The organism is Acinetobacter sp. YH12255, assembly GCF_013417355.1.
GTDB lineage: Bacteria > Pseudomonadota > Gammaproteobacteria > Pseudomonadales > Moraxellaceae > Acinetobacter > Acinetobacter pseudolwoffii.
The window spans coordinates 1-16,753 of record NZ_VPEC01000007.1 but is presented as its reverse complement, the minus strand read 5'-3'; the positions used below and the strand labels follow the sequence as shown (position 1 = coordinate 16,753).

Below are 16,753 nucleotides of genomic sequence, written 5' to 3'. Positions count from 1 at the left end.
CTGCTCTGAAGGACAGAGTTTTACGCTTCATTTGATAAAAAAAGCGCAACTTGCGATGCGCTTTTGTAAACTTTTAAAATCCGATCAGATTAAAGATCAAATAATTTACCCGGGTTCATAATGCCATTTGGATCGAACACTTGTTTCAGGGCTTTCATATATTCAATTTCTTCCGCAGAACGTGAATATTCAAGGTATGGCTTCTTGGTCATCCCTACGCCATGTTCGGCTGAAATTGAACCATCATATTTTTTCACGGTGTCAAAGACATACTTGTTTACTACCTGACATTTAGCGAAGAATTCATCCTTGCTTAAATCCGCTGGTTTCAAGATGTTCAAATGCAAGTTACCGTCACCGATATGACCGAACCAGCAAATTTCAAAGTCTGGATAGTTCTCTGCAACAATTGCATCAATTTCTTTAATAAATGCAGGAACGTGCGTGATCAATACTGAAATATCATTTTTGTATGGAATAAACGGTGCGATTGACTCAGAGATGTCTTCGCGTAAACGCCATAAGCTTTCGACTTGGTCCAGACTTTGGCTCAGAACGCCGTCCAGTACCCAACCTTGTTCCATACAATGCTCAAAAATTTCCATCGCCTTGTCCATAATCGGCTCAAACGGCGCTTCAAACTCAAGCAAAACATAGAATGGACATTCAGTTTCAAATGGACGTTGTACATGACCATTGGCCAATACTTTTTGCATTGCCAGTTCACCAAAGAACTCAAATGCGGTTAAATCAATTTTCGCCTGGAATGCATGAAGCACGGGCATGACTGCATCAAAATCAGTGACACCCAGCACCATCACTTGCAGGTCTTGCGGTTGACGTTCCAACTTGATTTCAGCTTCAGTGACTAGCCCCAGTGTACCTTCACCACCAATAAATAAGTGTTGCAGCGCATAACCGGTTGCATTCTTGATCATGCCCTTGTTCAGGCGTAGTACATCACCTTTACCTGTCACCACGGTCAGGCCAAGTACCCAATTACGGGTCATGCCGTATTTAATAACTTTAATACCACCGGCATTGGTGCCGATGTTCCCGCCAATCTGGCTTGAGCCCGCAGAAGCAAAGTCGACTGGATAATACATGCCCTGATCGGAAGCATAGTTTTGCAACTGTTCAGTTACCACGCCTGCCTGCACGCGAACCATCCGGTCTGCCGGGAAGAATTCCAGAATCTGGTTCATCTTGTCCATGCTCACCACAATCTCACCATTGGCTGCAACTGCACCTGCAGACAGACCCGTACGACCGCCTGATGGGGTGACTGCAACATTAAACTGGTTTGCCAATTTTACGATGTCTTGAACCTGTTCAGTCGTCGAAGGAAAAACGATGACCGATGGGTTTGGATCAAAGTGTTTCGTATGATCACGACCCCAATTCTGGAGGCTGTCCGTATCGGTTTTAATACGGTTTTCACCCAAAATTGCCGTCAATTGGGTCAATAACTCAGGGGTTAAAGCGACTGGAGCATTCATCGTTTGCAGACCTAGCATGATTTAAACAAGAGAGACTTCGCTGGTTTATTTGCATATTTTTTAGGCATAAAAGCCTGTATACAAATCAGGCGAAACATGATGATTAAAGCACCAAAAATGGCAGCTTAAACAGCATGGCGCAATATTATAAGCTATTTTTAGGGGATTCCTTTAAAAAATGACAATTTTGATAATATACCTTTGAAAATGAATATTTAAATCAACCAGATTTATCATTTTCACTACTATCACTTGCAAAAATAGCTGATATTGCCGTCATCAAGGAAATGTATAACCACCCTTTTCCTGTGCTATTATACCGCGACTAAATTTGGCCTTTGTAGCGGAGCCGTAATGAGCCAACATCTATCTCTACCTAAAGATAAAATCCGTTTTCTACTGTTAGAAGGCGTTCATCAGAACGCAATCGACACATTGAATGCAGCTGGATATACCAACATCGATTATCGTAAAACAGCGCTCGAAGGCGAAGCACTGAAAGAAGCGATTAAAGATGCACACTTCGTCGGTATTCGTTCCCGTACTCAATTGACTGAAGAAGTATTTGAAGCTGCGAACAAACTGATTGCAGTAGGTTGTTTCTGTATCGGGACCAACCAGGTCAACCTCGATGCTGCAATGCGTCGCGGTATTCCGGTATTTAATGCACCGTATTCAAATACCCGTTCAGTCGCTGAACTGGTCTTGGCAGAAACGATTCTGCTTCTGCGCCGTGTACCTGAAAAATCAACAGATACACATGCAGGTGGCTGGAACAAATCGGCTGTCGGTTCATTCGAAACACGTGGTAAAACTTTAGGTATCGTTGGTTACGGTTCAATCGGTTCACAACTTTCTGTACTGGCTGAAAGCCTGGGCATGAAAGTGACCTATTATGATGCAGTGACAAAACTACCTTTAGGAAATGCACGTCAAGTCGGTTCTATGGGCGAATTACTGGCCAATGCAGATGTGGTTACTCTACATGTTCCGGATCTGCCATCTACCCGTAATTTCTTTGGCAAAGAACAGTTTGCGCAAATGAAAGAAGGTGCAATCTTCCTGAACGCAGCACGTGGTACATGTGTTGTGATTGAAGATCTGGCAGATGCGATCAAGTCTGGTCACATTGCTGGTGCTGCAGTAGACGTATTCCCGAAAGAGCCGAAAGCCAATGGTGAAGAATTCGTTTCTCCACTGCGTAACCTTCCAAACGTGATCCTGACTCCGCACGTGGGTGGTTCGACCATGGAGGCACAAGCCAACATCGGTCTGGAAGTTGCTGAGAAATTCGTTGCTTATTCAGATAAAGGTATGACTTTATCTGCAGTGAACTTCCCGGAAATTGCACTGCCATTGACTGAAGGTAAACACCGTTTACTGCACATTCATAAAAACATGCCGGGCGTTCTTTCTAAGATCAACAACCTGTTTGCTGAACACGGTATTAACATCTCTGGCCAGTCTTTAATGACCAAAGGTGATGTCGGTTACCTGGTGATGGACGTAGACGCGACTGCATCTAAAGAAGCACTCGATACCCTACATGAAGTTGAAGGAACAATCCGCGTACGCGTACTGTTCTAATTTAACGATATGCAAAAACCACAGCTTTCGGGCTGTGGTTTTTTGTTTTTTAAGGTTTTTATTTTTCAGCCTTTACTGTTCTTCCGCTCTTCGAGAAATCGAAACCTATTGAGTTATGCTGAATTTTAAAATTGCACCTATTGTACAAGCGCCACTGATTCTCCTGATCGCGATGATCAGTATGCAAAGCAGTGGCTCCTTTGCCAAATATCTGTTCGGTCAGTTTCCCATTCTGACCGTTTCAGCCATGCGTCTGCTTTTGGGTGCTGTAATTTTGGCATTGATTTTTAAAATTTGGCAAATTCATTTCAGACAGATCAAGTGGCCGGCCATTCTCAGTTATGGTCTGGCCCTGGCAGGTATGAACCTGCTGTTTTATCTGTCTATTGATCGCTTGCCGCTGGGCATTGCGGTTGCTTTTGAATTCATTGGCCCTTTAAGTGTGGCGCTGTTTTATGCGCGGCAAAAATTTGATTTTGTCTGGGTCGGATTGGCTATTTTAGGCCTGATTCTGCTGTTTCCCTTTGATCAGGCTGCACAGCCACTTGATCCGGTCGGGATTCTATTTGCCCTAAGTGCGGGTGCCTGTTGGGCGCTATACATCGTCGCTGGGCAAAAGCCTTCCGGGGTTTCCGGCAACCATACCGTGTGCTTGGGCATGTTGGTCGGGATGCTGGTGCTGATGCCAATTGCGCTTTTTGCTGGCATTCCTGCGCATACATTTGAACCCATCAGCCTGTTATATTTCATAGCTCTGGCTGTGCTGGCCAGCGCCCTGCCTTTTACCCTGGAAATGATTGCCCTGCGAAATTTAACCGCCTTGAGTTTTGGTACTTTGATGAGTCTAGAACCTGCAATCGCAGCACTCTCTGGTTTTATCTTCTTGGGTGAAACTTTATTGTGGACACAATGGCTGGCACTGGCCACGATTATTAGTGCTTCAATTGGCTGTACGGTGACCAGTCAAAGACGAAAACATTGAATAAAAATAAAGGCGCTATAGCGCCTTTATTTAAGATACCTTTATTAGAATCATTTTAACGTGGTGTTGCATCTTTAATCGCCGTATTTAATACCGTGGCTGCTGTCACATTATAGCCATCACATGCAAAAGCAAGCTGATCATAAGTGTATTCTGTCCATTTGATCATTAAAGGACTGGCATCATTTTCCTTTAATTTGTCTAAAGCCACTTTTCGTGATTGGGCAACATAATCGTTGTGATCAATATGTTCTCCATGTTCCGAGAACGCACTGTTATAAATTCCTCCTTGATATTCGATCGCACCAAAATATTTGTAATATTGCATAGCAGTATCTTTATATTCTGCCTTTTTATATTTCAAGCCAGCCATGGTTTCATCTAGAATAATTTTTGCCAGCTCCTGGACAGACGTTTGTGCCTGCCAATCAGCCAGCGTGCGATAGTCAGTTTTTGTTTCCGGATCAAATTCAATATATTCTTCTTCCGGATGTTCAGCCTGAAGACGGAAACATTTAGATCCATTCGGGAATGTGCGCGCCTTCTGCAAATCAATAAAATTGGCTGCAAACTCATTATAATATTTACGGTCAGCGGCTGTCGTATTATCACTATTAAATAACACTCTGGTTGCAGCATCCTCATACATTTTCACCACAGCAATATTGGTACGTTCAGTTAATGCTTTTCCTGACAGGTCGTACCACTCTATATGCCGTCAGTAATTTTATTTTTATGACTGGCCAATAGAAGTTTTTTCGACTCCATGTCTGCTGCATCAGCATTCGGCAAGTTGAACTGATAGTTGTAGAATTCCGACACTGTGTCTGATGCTCCATCACCCGGGGTTCCAGGATTGTTCGGATTACCTGGATTGGTCGGAGCCGGTTGGCTAGGGACTGGTGTATTATTATCCGAATTATCAGAGCTACCACATGCTGCAAGCATACAGCCCAAAATGGCGCAAGAAAGTATTCGTAATTTCATTATTATCTACCTTATTATTTTCATTGTTATTTTAATGCTGCCCCGAATTGGGATCTAAGATATTTTAATAAATATAAAAATAAGATCAAATTAAAAATTGATTAATTTGTAACCACACCTGAGGTAAGTTTAATTTTGAATTTAAAACTTCACATATTTGATTGAGCTAAAATGTAAATTGATTATCTCCAAACTTAAGTTGCATTCACAAAATATTGCTCTGGCCTACTCAGCAAAAATCAACCAGTTTGCTATAATTTCATTTCTTTCTATTTCTCATTTTCACCCGCTCTGGGTAGAAGCTGCTTCCATGCCAAACGCCCAACTTCTTGCCGTATTCTTCATGGTCTTGTCCATGACTTCGTACCAGATCAGTGCATCTTTTGCCAAACAGCTGTTTAGTGTACTGGATCCGATTACTGTCACCATTTTAAGACTCTGTTTTGCTGCAATCATTGTCTGCGTCATGTTCCGCTCTTGGAAAATAATTTCACGTTTGCCTTTTTTAAAATGGCGGGATTTACTCTGCTATAGCGCGGCTTTAGGGGTCATGAATATTTTATTCTATCTGTCACTTGGTCGTTTACCGCAAGGCATTGCAGTAGGTCTGGAGTTTATTGGCCCTTTGGGACTGGCTCTACTGTCGATTAAACACCGTAGTGATTATATCTGGGTATTGATGGCCATTTTGGGCATCGCGCTGATGGTGCCATGGGGACAGGCCAATAGCAGCAATTTTGACCTGTTGGGCGCAGCTTGTGCCTTGGGGGCAGGTTTCTGCTGGGCATTATATATTTTCTTTGGCCAACGTATAGTTCAGCAGAATATCGGCATGCATGCACTGACCATTGCCATCAGTATTTCAGCATTGTGTCTGCTGCCGATCGGTCTCTACAACAATGCGCCCGCATTGATTGATACACAACATTGGGGCAAGGCCATTGTGATTGCAATTCTGGCCACTGCGATTCCTTATGCCCTCGATTTAAAAGCCTTACAGCATTTAAACAAAATGAGCTATGGCACCCTGTCCAGCCTCTCTCCGGCTTTAGCAGCTTTGACCGGTTTTCTGTTATTGGGTGAGAAAATCACGGTACTGCAAGCGGTCGCTCTGGTGTGTATTATGCTGGCCTCTGTCGGTGTGACAGTACGTGCCGCGCGTCAAGGAGCGGCAGAACGGAATGCATAAAGCCTGATTGGGATCTGGGCAACTGACTCAATATTTTCATTCATTTTTGTGCTTTCTCCCTTTAGGAGAAATACCTCGGAGAAATGAATCCGGATAAAAAAAGATGGCTGTAGCGCCATCTTTTTCATTTATTCGATTTGAAGTTAAAATTTAGCTTTGTACCAGCATATCTTTTTTCATGTCTTTATAACGCTGATATTCAGTCTTGTACTGCACTGCTAAAGCGGTCTTTTGCTCTTCACTGAGAATTTTTCCTGCCTGCTGGAAGAAACCATGTTCCTCTTCTTTTAAGTGGTGATGCACTTTTTCGGAAAGCTTTTTGGCAATTGCAATCCAGCCCGGATTACTCAATTCTGTTGCAGTCAGCTCTTCAATCATCTCGTCCATTTCATGATGTTCGGCCAAGGCATGCCGGGTGATATTCAAGCCCGAATCGGTCATCATCAGGGGAATATAGAAATAACGGTCTTCAGCCGCTTCATGGGCAAATAATTCATTCTTGAGTTGTTTGAACAGCTCACGACGTTCTGCTGTATCCCCTGAAGTTTGTAGTAATTTTTCTGCAAGATCACGCTGAATTTCATGACTTTCTCTTAATGCTTCAAAAATGGTGGTCATCTAATTTTTCTCCTGTTTTCGCCCTGCCTTTTTACATCATAGAAAGAAAATGGCATGGGTTCAGGAGGTTTTATAAGTACAAATTGTATAAAAAACTTTAATATTGAGAATGGTTTACATCTATTCTTATATAAAGAACATCTGATAGGCCATCCGGCAAATCAGTAAACTGACCAGAATCAGGAATAAAATCCGGATAAAGCCACTGCCATATTTAAAGGCTAATTTGACACCCAGCAAGGAACCACAGATATTGGCCACCGCCATCATCGCCCCGACCATAAATAGCACATTGCCGCTGGGAATAAAGAAAGTTAACGCTGCCAGATTGGTGGTGAAATTGGCAATTTTAGATAAAGCTGAAGCATGTAAAAAATCGACACTTAAATAACGAATGAAAAAGAAAATAAAGAAACTGCCCGTACCCGGCCCGAAAATTCCGTCATAAAATCCGATGGCCAGACTGCCCAAAACTGCCAATGCCAACATTTTCTTGGTGAGCTTTTGCTGAACATGCACCTGACCAAACTGCTTTTTCATCACGGTATAAATCGCGATGACAATCAGCATGATCAATACAAAAGGTTTGAGGATTTCGACCGGAATCAAGGTGACACTGGCCGCGCCAATAAACGAGCTGATGAAACTGCAAGCTGCAATCACGCCCAAGAGCAACCACGGCAGTTTTACCTGACGCAAATAGGAAAATGCCGCAGAGCCAGTACCAAAAATCGAGGCCAGTTTGTTGGTACCAAATACGGTAGCCGGCTGTAAATGCGGCAGACTGCCCATAATTGCCGGAATCTGGATCAGACCACCACCGCCTACAGCAGCATCAATTGCCCCTGCAAAAAATGCAAAGACAATCAGGCTGATGATGATCTCAATATCCATATTTCAGACCTTGCTTAGAGGTTTAAGACGCGTTTTGGCACCAGTCGTTTTTTATCACTAATTTCCGCCAGGCCTAAACATTTTTCACCATCAAAAACCAAGACCTGTTCAGCTGCATCGTGCTCGATATTACTTTCCATGCCACGGCTAAAATATTCTGCCCGCCCTTCTGGCACTTGGATTTGCGGGAAATGTTGCACCGGTGCATAAGCCGGCAACAACAACCTATCACGCTCGTCTTCATTCAAGCTTTCCAGATATTCAATGGTATAACTCGGGATCAAATCAAAATGACCGGTTTTAATGCGGTGTAAATAGGTCAGATGACCGTAAGTACCCAAGGCTTTGGCAATATCTTCACCGAGTACCCGGATATAAGTCCCTTTAGAGCAGGTAATATCCAGCGTGATGCTATTTTCAGTAAAGGATAAAAGCTCAATGGCCAGAATGCTAATCGGGCGCGCTTCACGTTCAATCTCGATGCCCTTACGTGCCAGTTCGTATAAAGGACGACCTTCTTTTTTCAGCGCCGAATACATCGGTGGCACTTGCTGGATATCACCGATAAACTGTGTCAAGGTTTCTTGAATTAACGCTTCCGAAAGTTCAGGAACCGCTTTTTCTAATAAGACTTCGCCTTCAACATCGCCGGTGGTGGTGCTATGTCCAAGAAAGACCGTCGTTTGATAACGCTTGACTGAATCTAATAAATAATGCGAAAACTTGGTCGCCTCACCTAAACATATCGGTAATAAACCCGAGGCCAGAGGATCCAGTGCCCCGGTATGGCCTGCTTTTTGTGCACGATACAACCAGCGAACTTTTTGCAATGCAGCATTAGAACTAATGCCCAAGGGTTTATTCAAAAGGAAGACACCACTAAGATGACGACGCTGAATTTTAGGAGATGATGCTTTCATGGCAAAAAATCAGACATTTTATAAATTGGCGCCATGGTAAGACCCTGTGCGATGATTTACAACTTTTCTATGGTATCTGATGATTTTTATGGCATATTGAGCCGAATCAAAACTCTAAAAATAATGAAACCGAAAAAACAGGTGCATAGGATATGCAGAAATACAAGATATGGATCATTCTGGCTCTGGTGGTGCTGTGCTTTATCACCCTGATGCTCTGGTTATCTCCTCAGAATGAATCACAGACAGAGACTATTGGCCAATCATCTCTTAGTGAACGCCGCGGCGAACCTGCCGCATTAAGTATGACCAGCCCTGCCAATGCAGCATTTTCCAGTGCCAGCCAGCAAGATACCGAAATCAATTGCCAGATGCAGCTGGATACGAGTAACCGTCTGACCGTCAATGAACAGACTCGAAACTGTTTTGAATATTTTATTACCCAGTTTGGTGAAAAAAATCTGGCACAGATTCAACAGGATTTTAAAACTTACATTCGCCAGAATCATAAAGAACCCGCTCTCTCACAGATTCTGGATTTATGGGATCGCTATATTCAGTATCGTCAAGGTTTAGGCCAACTGACTGCACCGACAGGCCTCGATCAGGAAGATCCGGCCTATTACCGCAGCATCTATAGCAGCACCCAGAATTTGCGTAAACAATATTTTTCTAATTATGAAATTGAAGGTTTATTTGGTACCGAAGACACCTATCATGAATATACGCTTGACCGTATGGCCGTGCTGGCAGACAACAGCTTAAGCGAGTCTGAAAAAGCCCAGAAGCTCAAAAATCTGTTTGAACAATTACCACAAGACTGGCAGGAAAATCTGGAACAACTGAATAAACTCGAAGATTTACGCAAACTCAGCGCAGACATTAAAGCGCGTGGTGGCTCAAATGCAGAGATTCGTCAAATGCGATTAAACCTGGTCGGCCCTGAAGCTACGCAACGTCTGGAGCAACTGGATGGCGAACGTGCCAGCTGGAAATCCAGTGTCACGACGTATCTCAATGAACGGGATAGCATCATGCAAAGTGGCATGAATGACAGCGCCAAACAGCAAGCCGTCGAGAAGCTGCGCCAGCAACGTTTTCAACAGCCGAATGACCAGCTGCGGGTCGAAACCTTTGAACAGATTCATGATCAAGGCGGCAAGTTGCCCTTTGCGAATTAAGCCTAAAAGCCATCACCTGTTGATGGCTTTTTTTATGATCCTCATATCGAAAGCTTTATGCCTTCATATCTCCCGCCCTAACTTTGTTTCTAAATATTTCTTGTTTACACAAAATAACCTCAATGAGTGTTTTGTATTTCAACAACTTAAAATTTAAATACAGCCGTAAATAAAACATATTCTTACAATGTAAATCTCTTCTCTCTATCGTGTCCTAAAATGACATGGTTTTAGCGCGTTGAAGTGAAAAAATACCGCTACTCAAAAGAAAAATTGCTCAGCCATAGAAGGCCAAAACTGTATGGTCCAAAGTCTGCTTTTGTGGCTTACAACACTCTAGAAAAGCAATGATTGCTTTAATAACGATAAAATTAAAAAGGGATGCTTATGCGTACTTTCAGCAAGATAGCACAGTTACTGACTGTGACTTTAGCAACAACTCTGGGATTAAGCTTTTCTGCACAGGCCCATGCCGCGGCAAGTGCGACACAGGTCACTGAAAAGGCCAGATCTGATTATGCCAAAACCAAATATCCTATTCTGATGGTACATGGCTGGCTAGGCTGGTCACGCATTGGCACCGACAGCATCGGGCTGGATTACTGGTATCAGATTCTACCGGATATGGCACGCAATGGTTCTACCGTCTTTGCTGCACAGCTGTCTCCGGCAAATAAGACAGCACATCGCGGTGAACAGCTGATCAGCCAGGTTGAAGATGTGATAGCAATCACCGGCAAACACAAAGTCAACCTGATTGGTCACTCTCATGGCGGGCCAACCGTGCTCTATGTCGCTGCCACTAAACCAGAATATCTGGCATCGATTACAGGCGTTGCTGGTACCTATCATGGTTCTAAAGTTGCTGACGATATTCAAAGCAATAGTTTAAGCCGCACCGCGTTTAATATTTTAGGTGACTATATTGTGGGACCTTTAATTGCACTCGCTCAGCTTAAACCTGAATTAGAAATCGATTTTGATGCATCCATGAAATCATTAACCCAAACAGAATCAAAAAACTTTAATGCAACTGTTGCAAAAGAAGCAGTCAAAGACGGCGTTTTAGCAGCGACTGAAAACTGTAATAAAAACCTCAAACCTAAAGATTCTAAAGGTATTTATTACTATTCATGGACAGGTGTAGCACAAGCCACCAATGCCTTAGACATCGATACGATTTTAATGCAACTGGGCCCACTATCTTATGGCAATAAAAACAATGATGGTATGGTCGCACGTTGTAGTGCTTATATGGGCAAAGTGATTAATGACAATTACAAACTCAACCATACTGACTTGGCCAACATGATGTTTGGCTTGAAAGGTCTATTCACTCCAGATCCGGTGACGTTATACCGTCAGCATGCCAACCGCTTAAAGCTGCAAGGTTTATAAGCGGCTCGCCTTTATCAGGATTGATAAAGGCTTTGCTATATAAGCGGTCATCATTTTCCCGGATGAAGCAGAGATAGAATAATGAAAACAATAAGCCTGGTATTCAGTCTATTTATTGGATTAAGTTGTTCCTTGGCTTATGCCAAGCAGAGTCCATTGATTGAATATACACCCAAATTCGCTATATCCAGCTACACCAAAACCCATTATCCGCTCATCTTTGTCCATGGCTTCGGTCTGGGCTTTAACCGCATTGGAACCAATAACATCGGTTTAGATTATTGGTATCAGATCCCGCAAGATTTAGCCCGTCATGGTGCGCGTGTATTTTCCGCGGAATTATCTGCGGTTGCATCCAATGAACTACGTGGTGAACAGCTGTTACTACAAATTGACGAAGTTCTTGCACTGACGGGTAAAGCTAAAGTCAATCTGATTGGACATAGTCAAGGTGGACCAACCATTCAATATATTGAAGCTGTTGCACCTGCCAAAGTGGCTTCACTGACCGCAATTGCAGGTGCGATGAGAGGCACACCTGTTTTTGTCAATACCAGCCAGACACCTTTACTAGAACCGCTGATTCATGCCATTGGAACAATTCTGGGCTACAGCATGAATCTGGTAACAGCAAATCAATATCCCGTAAATATCACAGCGGCCTTAAGTGCCATGCATCCTGAAAACATTCGAGCCTTCAATATAAAATACGGTTCTGCTGCGATTCCTAAAGACTGTCAGACCCAAGGCATGAAAATCACAGCAAATGGTATTCATCATTACTCTTGGATGGGCAACCGGCAAGCCACCAATCCTCTGGATATCATTGAATCGACTATTGTCAGTTTAGGCGGGACTTTCTTGAAAGGTGAAGCCAATGATGGCGCTCTACCTTTATGTAGTGGACGTTATGGTCAGATCATTCGTCAAGACTATGCCCACAATCATTTCGATGAAGTGAACCAGTTCTTCGGCATTTTAGGGCCTTTTGCCCAAGACCCGATAGCACTTTATCGCCAACATGCCAACCGGCTCAAACTGCAAGGCTTATAAATCATTCACTGCTATCCATCAATCATAATTTTTTAAATACAGCAACTTAAAACTTAACTCGCCCGTTTCGGATGGGTCATTTGGCAAAGCAGGATAAGAATCATCCTGTCAAAACAACAAAAATGAGGAAAATATATGAAATACGGCTTATTCATCACCAGTCTGCTGCTAGCTGGCACATGTGTCACGGCTCAGGCATCCACTCAAGCCAGTCAGGTCACAGCGAAAGCCAGCTCACACTATGCCAAGACCCAATATCCCATCGTGTTTGCACACGGGATGGCAGGCTTTATCCGGGTCGGAACAGATCAGTTTGGTCTGGATTACTGGTATCAGATTTTACCGGATCTGGCCCGCAATGGTGGCAATGTCTGGGCGACCCGAGTATCACCGTTTAACTCATCAGAAATTCGTGGTGAACAACTCTTAGAACAAGTGAAGGAAATTCGGGCGATTATAGGTGCATCTAAAGTCAATCTGATTGGTCATTCTCATGGTGGTCCCACGATTCGTTATGTCGCTGGTGTAGCGCCTCAACTGGTCGCCTCTCTGACTGCGGTCGGTGCGCCGCATAAAGGCTCACCAGTTGCAGATCTGATTCTTCAGGCAGAAGATACGCCACTACAAGGCCCTTTGGTCGGTGGGATTAATCTAGTATCTAAAGCCATCACCTGGGCCCAAGGACTGGATCCAAACAGCTTCCCGCATGATTCTCTTGCAGGTGGTCGCAGTCTGACACTGGCAGGATCGGCACAATTTAATCAGAAATATCCGCTGGGAATGTCAAGCACGACCTGTGGCGAAGGTGCCTATAAACAGAATAATATTTATAACTATTCATTTACCGGCACCGGCACAGTCACCAATATTCTCGATCCTGACTCTGCTTTGAAAGTCACCAGCCTGCTGATTGATGGTGGCAAGGACAATGATGGTCTGGTCTCTCGCTGTAGTGCCAAATTTGGTAAAACCATTCGTGATAACTACAACTGGAATCACTTAGATGAAGTCAATCTGGTCTTGGGCCTGAAAAGCATCTTTGCCCCTGACCCGGTCGATGTGTATCGCCAACATGCCAACCGGTTGAAGCTGCAAGGCTTATAGTTCTTATATCAATATTAGAATATAAAAAATGCGCCCAAAGGCGCATTTTTTAACTCGAGATAAAACTTAACTTGAGCCTAAACTTAAGAAGCTTTAACTTTACGAGCTGGTAATTTTTCACGGATACGTGCAGCTTTACCAGACAATTCGCGTAGGTAGTAAAGTTTAGCGCGACGAACATCACCACGACGTTTCACTTCAACTTTAGCTACGATTGGAGAGTGAGTTTGGAATACACGCTCAACACCAACACCGCTAGAAATTTTACGTACTGTGAACGCAGAGTTCAAGCCACGGTTTTTCTTCGCAATTACCACACCTTCAAAAGCCTGAAGACGCTCACGGTCGCCCTCTTTAACTTTTACAGAAACAATCACTGTATCACCTGGTGCGAAAGCAGGGATGTCTTGTTTCAATTGTGCATTTTCAATTACTTGAACTAAAGGATGCTTACCGCTCATGGGGTATCTCCAATAATGCGAGTCAGAAGAGGTCTGATCATCGCGGGGGCTAGAGGCTAAAGCGCATAGACCCGATTATCTTTCCCTTTAAAGTTGACCATCTCAACTTTAAAGAGCCTATTAAAGAATACTTAAACTCAATTTAAGTACCGTTTTCGAAGACAGCACCAATTTCTCAGCAATGTCTTACAAATCTTTCAGCCATTTTTTTTGCTGCTTGGTCAATTCTACTTGTTCGACCAGTTCAGGTCGACGTTCAAGTGTCCGTTGATAACGCTGCAAAAACCGCCATTTTTCAATGTTTGCATGATGACCTGATTTAAGTACCTCAGGCACATCCAAACCTTCAAACTGGTCAGGCTTGGTATATTGTGGGCAGTCTAACAGACCATCCACAAAGGAGTCTTGCACATGGGATTGCTCATCAGACATCGCCCCCGGAAGCCTCCGGATAATACTGTCCAATAAAACCATCGCTGGCAGTTCACCACCCGACAAAACATAATCACCAATTGACCATTCCTGATCAACATATTGCTGGATCAAACGTTCATCGACCCCCTCATAACGCCCACACAGTACAATCAATCCGTCATATTGAACGAAGTCCTGTACCGCAGCTTCATTTAAGGTTTTTCCTTGCGGTGACATATACACCACAGGAACCTGAACTGCGCCTGCTTCATTTGCAAGCTCTTTGGCACGGTGGATTGCTTGTGCCAAAGGCTCCGCCATCATCACCATACCCGGACCACCACCGAATGGACGTTCATCCACCCGTTTGTAGTTGCCCGTCGCAAAATCGCGAGGATTGATGCAATGAATTTGCATCAAATCACGTTTTGCTGCGCGCCCGCTAATACCGTAGGCTGTAATCGCTTCAAACATTTCAGGAAAAAGCGTAATGACTGCAAAAAACATCGCAGACTCCCTTATTTCCAAAAAGTGTTAGTAGTCTACGCCCCAATTGACGTAAATACGACCAGCTTCAAGATCAACGCGTTGTACCACATCTTTATGCCATGGAATCATGCGCTCTTCGCCATCGATACTGTCGGCAGTTGCGCGAACCACCATCACATCATTGGCACCTGTTTCAAACAGTTCAAAAATTTGACCGAGATTCACTTCTTGATCCTCATCATTCAGACCTAACACTGTTAGACCCTTTAAATCAGACCAATAATATTCATCTACACCCGCTTGAGGCAGTTGCGATTTAGCAATCCAGACATTGGTGCCAACCAGTTGGTCTGCCCCAGTGCGATCACTCACACCTTTAAGCGAAACAACCAAGCCTTTACCATGTGGTTTCCAACGTTTTACATCGACAATTTGCCAACCTGCTTTGGTCTCAATGTACCAAGGCAGATAGTCAAATATGTTGCTCATGGGTTCTGTATTGGAATAGACCCAGAGCCACCCATTTAATCCATATGCTGAACGTAGCTGTCCAATCTGAATACGATCTTCGGGAACATTCTGTGTTGGTGTCATGGGCAATCTACTACCATATTAAACAGCAGTTGCAGCTTTTTTAGCTTGAGCAGCTAAAGAAGCAACGCGATCTGAAGGTTGAGCACCTTGAGAAACCCAGTGAGCAAAACGGTCAGCATCTAAACGAAGTTTTTCTGCTTTACCTTGAGCTGTCGGGTTGAAGAAACCGATACGTTCGATGAAACGACCGTCACGTGCATTACGGCTATCAGTTACAACGATTTGATAGAACGGACGTTTTTTAGCACCACCGCGAGTAAGACGAATAACAACCATGATAGAACCTTATAGTTTTTACGGATTATCCCTGCACCGACCACCGATACATTTCAAACCCCTTTCATAGAGGGCAGTATTTTACTTGAACTTTGCCCTGAATGAAAGATTAAAAAGTGTTTAGGTAGAATTTTGGGTTTAGTTAGCGGCCGTCCCATGGTTCACATGCACCAGATGTTTTTTCCCAACATTGTTGCCCCCTGCTATTTAAAGTCAGGTTGCCGGTTCCTAACATCCCCCCCGAGGAGCTGCTGTTAAAGTCCATACCTGAGTTGCTCGTCTCAAAGTAATAGTATAAACCGGTTGAGTAGCCGGATAGGTTTTGGCTATTCCACCATTATCCAAAGTTGCCGAGCTAAAATTATGATGGATGACATGATGGCCTTGTAAGCGCTGAGCAATTTGCATCATTTCAGCTTGTACATCTGCCCTTTTGGTCCGTTGTACATAATTTTGATAAGAAGGATAAGCAATGGCGGCTAGTACTGCCAAAACTGCAATCACAATCATCAGTTCTATCAGGGTAAAGCCTTGTAAATTTTTTTTCATCACCATGTCTCACTATAGCCGCCACAGTTTTCGTATCCGCTTACAATATCTTTGACTTTAGTCATACAACGGATACCATCACTCTTCAAAAGCAGATCAAAATTTCTTGGTTGCTTAGGTTCAGCCCCATTTTTGACACGCTCGACAGAGATACTCCAACTAAGCCCCTGAATTTTAGAAGAAGCTTCAGTTTCGGCAGGCTTTGTTGCACAAACCTAGCATCAAAAGCTTATTCAGCAATATAATTTCAAAATGAATAAGCCTGCCTCTAAAATCTACCGTACAACCAATTGGTCATCCTATAACCGAGCCTTAATTAACCGAGGTAATATTTCCATTTGGTTTGATCCAAAGACTCAGTGGTATGCACAATCACAAGGCAAGCAAGGTCGAAATCAAACCTACTCCGATACAGCGATTCAATGCTGCTTAATGATCAAATTACTATTCCGACTCTCTTTACGTATGGTCACAGGTTTTGTTCAAAGTCTGATTAAACTCTCTGGATTAGATTGGACAGCTCCGGATTATTCCACCCTTTGTCGTAGACAAAAGCAT

General features: G+C 43.5%; 18 protein-coding genes and 2 pseudogenes. 8 read left to right on the top strand and 12 right to left on the bottom strand.

Features of this window, described 5'->3' with window-relative positions; all coding sequences use genetic code 11:
- Positions 1-89: 89 nt before the first annotated feature.
- Positions 90-1,499, bottom strand: a complete 1,410-nt coding sequence (locus tag FTV30_RS04385) for an FAD-binding oxidoreductase (RefSeq protein ID WP_005094248.1) — start codon at positions 1,497-1,499, stop codon at positions 90-92.
- Positions 1,500-1,853: 354 nt separating this feature from the next.
- Here FTV30_RS04385 and serA point away from each other — a divergent pair, with 354 nt between their 5' ends.
- Together serA and FTV30_RS04375 are read left to right on the top strand one after the other, a co-directional pair.
- Complete coding sequence (gene serA / locus FTV30_RS04380) at positions 1,854-3,086, top strand: phosphoglycerate dehydrogenase (RefSeq protein ID WP_005094251.1); 1,233 nt, start codon at positions 1,854-1,856, stop codon at positions 3,084-3,086.
- Between the two features lie 115 nt (positions 3,087-3,201).
- Positions 3,202-4,068: an EamA family transporter gene (locus FTV30_RS04375; RefSeq protein WP_100358171.1), complete on the top strand. Its 867-nt coding sequence runs from the start codon at positions 3,202-3,204 to the stop codon at positions 4,066-4,068.
- A 55-nt stretch (positions 4,069-4,123) separates the two neighbouring features.
- On the opposite strand, the gene FTV30_RS04370 is transcribed toward FTV30_RS04375, so the two are convergent.
- On the bottom strand, positions 4,124-4,693 hold the full coding sequence (locus tag FTV30_RS04370; protein WP_180001102.1) for a hypothetical protein: 570 nt from the start codon (positions 4,691-4,693) through the stop codon (positions 4,124-4,126).
- Between the two features lie 83 nt (positions 4,694-4,776).
- Positions 4,777-5,055, bottom strand: coding sequence for a hypothetical protein (locus FTV30_RS04365; protein WP_180001101.1), 279 nt, complete (start codon positions 5,053-5,055; stop codon positions 4,777-4,779).
- Positions 5,056-5,365: 310 nt separating this feature from the next.
- Here FTV30_RS04365 and FTV30_RS04360 point away from each other — a divergent pair, with 310 nt between their 5' ends.
- Positions 5,366-6,244, top strand: coding sequence for a DMT family transporter (locus FTV30_RS04360; protein ID WP_180001100.1), 879 nt, complete (start codon positions 5,366-5,368; stop codon positions 6,242-6,244).
- A 150-nt stretch (positions 6,245-6,394) separates the two neighbouring features.
- On the opposite strand, the gene FTV30_RS04355 is transcribed toward FTV30_RS04360, so the two are convergent.
- From FTV30_RS04355 to truB, 3 genes are all read right to left on the bottom strand, one after another.
- Positions 6,395-6,862 carry a hemerythrin domain-containing protein gene (locus tag FTV30_RS04355; protein WP_100358173.1) on the bottom strand — a complete coding sequence of 156 codons (468 nt, stop codon included), beginning with the start codon at positions 6,860-6,862 and terminating at the stop codon, positions 6,395-6,397.
- 126 nt (positions 6,863-6,988) lie between these two features.
- Positions 6,989-7,756 (bottom strand): TSUP family transporter, encoded by a 768-nt coding sequence (locus FTV30_RS04350; RefSeq protein ID WP_100358174.1) that lies wholly within the window; start codon positions 7,754-7,756, stop codon positions 6,989-6,991.
- Between the two features lie 14 nt (positions 7,757-7,770).
- Positions 7,771-8,676 carry a tRNA pseudouridine(55) synthase TruB gene (gene truB / locus FTV30_RS04345; protein ID WP_100329377.1) on the bottom strand — a complete coding sequence of 302 codons (906 nt, stop codon included), beginning with the start codon at positions 8,674-8,676 and terminating at the stop codon, positions 7,771-7,773.
- Positions 8,677-8,828: 152 nt separating this feature from the next.
- On the opposite strand from truB, the gene FTV30_RS04340 reads away from it, so the two are divergent.
- From FTV30_RS04340 to FTV30_RS04325, 4 genes are all read left to right on the top strand, one after another.
- Positions 8,829-9,857: a lipase secretion chaperone gene (locus FTV30_RS04340; RefSeq protein WP_180001099.1), complete on the top strand. Its 1,029-nt coding sequence runs from the start codon at positions 8,829-8,831 to the stop codon at positions 9,855-9,857.
- A 387-nt stretch (positions 9,858-10,244) separates the two neighbouring features.
- On the top strand, positions 10,245-11,255 hold the full coding sequence (locus tag FTV30_RS04335) for a triacylglycerol lipase (RefSeq protein WP_180001098.1): 1,011 nt from the start codon (positions 10,245-10,247) through the stop codon (positions 11,253-11,255).
- 81 nt (positions 11,256-11,336) lie between these two features.
- Complete coding sequence (locus tag FTV30_RS04330) at positions 11,337-12,308, top strand: triacylglycerol lipase (RefSeq protein ID WP_180001097.1); 972 nt, start codon at positions 11,337-11,339, stop codon at positions 12,306-12,308.
- Between the two features lie 135 nt (positions 12,309-12,443).
- Complete coding sequence (locus tag FTV30_RS04325) at positions 12,444-13,412, top strand: triacylglycerol lipase (RefSeq protein ID WP_180001096.1); 969 nt, start codon at positions 12,444-12,446, stop codon at positions 13,410-13,412.
- 83 nt (positions 13,413-13,495) lie between these two features.
- Here the strand turns inward: FTV30_RS04325 and rplS are convergent, their stop codons facing one another.
- The 6 genes and pseudogenes from rplS to FTV30_RS16425 all read right to left on the bottom strand — a co-directional run.
- Positions 13,496-13,873, bottom strand: coding sequence for a 50S ribosomal protein L19 (gene rplS / locus FTV30_RS04320; RefSeq protein ID WP_005094271.1), 378 nt, complete (start codon positions 13,871-13,873; stop codon positions 13,496-13,498).
- A 186-nt stretch (positions 13,874-14,059) separates the two neighbouring features.
- Complete coding sequence (trmD, locus tag FTV30_RS04315; protein ID WP_100358178.1) at positions 14,060-14,794, bottom strand: tRNA (guanosine(37)-N1)-methyltransferase TrmD; 735 nt, start codon at positions 14,792-14,794, stop codon at positions 14,060-14,062.
- 27 nt (positions 14,795-14,821) lie between these two features.
- Complete coding sequence (gene rimM / locus FTV30_RS04310) at positions 14,822-15,370, bottom strand: ribosome maturation factor RimM (RefSeq protein WP_100329381.1); 549 nt, start codon at positions 15,368-15,370, stop codon at positions 14,822-14,824.
- An 18-nt stretch (positions 15,371-15,388) separates the two neighbouring features.
- Positions 15,389-15,646, bottom strand: coding sequence for a 30S ribosomal protein S16 (rpsP, locus tag FTV30_RS04305; RefSeq protein WP_005094274.1), 258 nt, complete (start codon positions 15,644-15,646; stop codon positions 15,389-15,391).
- A gap of 142 nt (positions 15,647-15,788) precedes the next feature.
- Positions 15,789-16,195: pseudogene (locus tag FTV30_RS16430) on the bottom strand (type IV pilin protein).
- A pseudogene (locus tag FTV30_RS16425) lies at positions 16,195-16,389 on the bottom strand (pili assembly chaperone); the annotation flags it as partial. The pseudogenes FTV30_RS16425 and FTV30_RS16430, both read right to left, overlap by 1 nt.
- 58 nt (positions 16,390-16,447) lie before the next feature.
- Here FTV30_RS16425 and FTV30_RS04295 point away from each other — a divergent pair.
- Positions 16,448-16,753: transposase (locus FTV30_RS04295; protein WP_180001094.1), on the top strand; the 306-nt coding region annotated here is incomplete at its 3' end.

Coding starts and splice junctions, on each gene's coding strand:
- FTV30_RS04385 (WP_005094248.1), bottom strand. CDS start 1,499: ATGAATGCTCCAGTCGCTTTAACCCCTGAGTTATTGACCCAATTGACG.
- serA (WP_005094251.1), top strand. CDS start 1,854: ATGAGCCAACATCTATCTCTACCTAAAGATAAAATCCGTTTTCTACTG.
- FTV30_RS04375 (WP_100358171.1), top strand. CDS start 3,202: ATGCTGAATTTTAAAATTGCACCTATTGTACAAGCGCCACTGATTCTC.
- FTV30_RS04365 (WP_180001101.1), bottom strand. CDS start 5,055: ATGAAATTACGAATACTTTCTTGCGCCATTTTGGGCTGTATGCTTGCA.
- FTV30_RS04360 (WP_180001100.1), top strand. CDS start 5,366: ATGCCAAACGCCCAACTTCTTGCCGTATTCTTCATGGTCTTGTCCATG.
- FTV30_RS04355 (WP_100358173.1), bottom strand. CDS start 6,862: ATGACCACCATTTTTGAAGCATTAAGAGAAAGTCATGAAATTCAGCGT.
- FTV30_RS04350 (WP_100358174.1), bottom strand. CDS start 7,756: ATGGATATTGAGATCATCATCAGCCTGATTGTCTTTGCATTTTTTGCA.
- truB (WP_100329377.1), bottom strand. CDS start 8,676: ATGAAAGCATCATCTCCTAAAATTCAGCGTCGTCATCTTAGTGGTGTC.
- FTV30_RS04340 (WP_180001099.1), top strand. CDS start 8,829: ATGCAGAAATACAAGATATGGATCATTCTGGCTCTGGTGGTGCTGTGC.
- FTV30_RS04335 (WP_180001098.1), top strand. CDS start 10,245: ATGCGTACTTTCAGCAAGATAGCACAGTTACTGACTGTGACTTTAGCA.
- FTV30_RS04330 (WP_180001097.1), top strand. CDS start 11,337: ATGAAAACAATAAGCCTGGTATTCAGTCTATTTATTGGATTAAGTTGT.
- FTV30_RS04325 (WP_180001096.1), top strand. CDS start 12,444: ATGAAATACGGCTTATTCATCACCAGTCTGCTGCTAGCTGGCACATGT.
- rplS (WP_005094271.1), bottom strand. CDS start 13,873: ATGAGCGGTAAGCATCCTTTAGTTCAAGTAATTGAAAATGCACAATTG.
- trmD (WP_100358178.1), bottom strand. CDS start 14,794: ATGTTTTTTGCAGTCATTACGCTTTTTCCTGAAATGTTTGAAGCGATT.
- rimM (WP_100329381.1), bottom strand. CDS start 15,370: ATGACACCAACACAGAATGTTCCCGAAGATCGTATTCAGATTGGACAG.
- rpsP (WP_005094274.1), bottom strand. CDS start 15,646: ATGGTTGTTATTCGTCTTACTCGCGGTGGTGCTAAAAAACGTCCGTTC.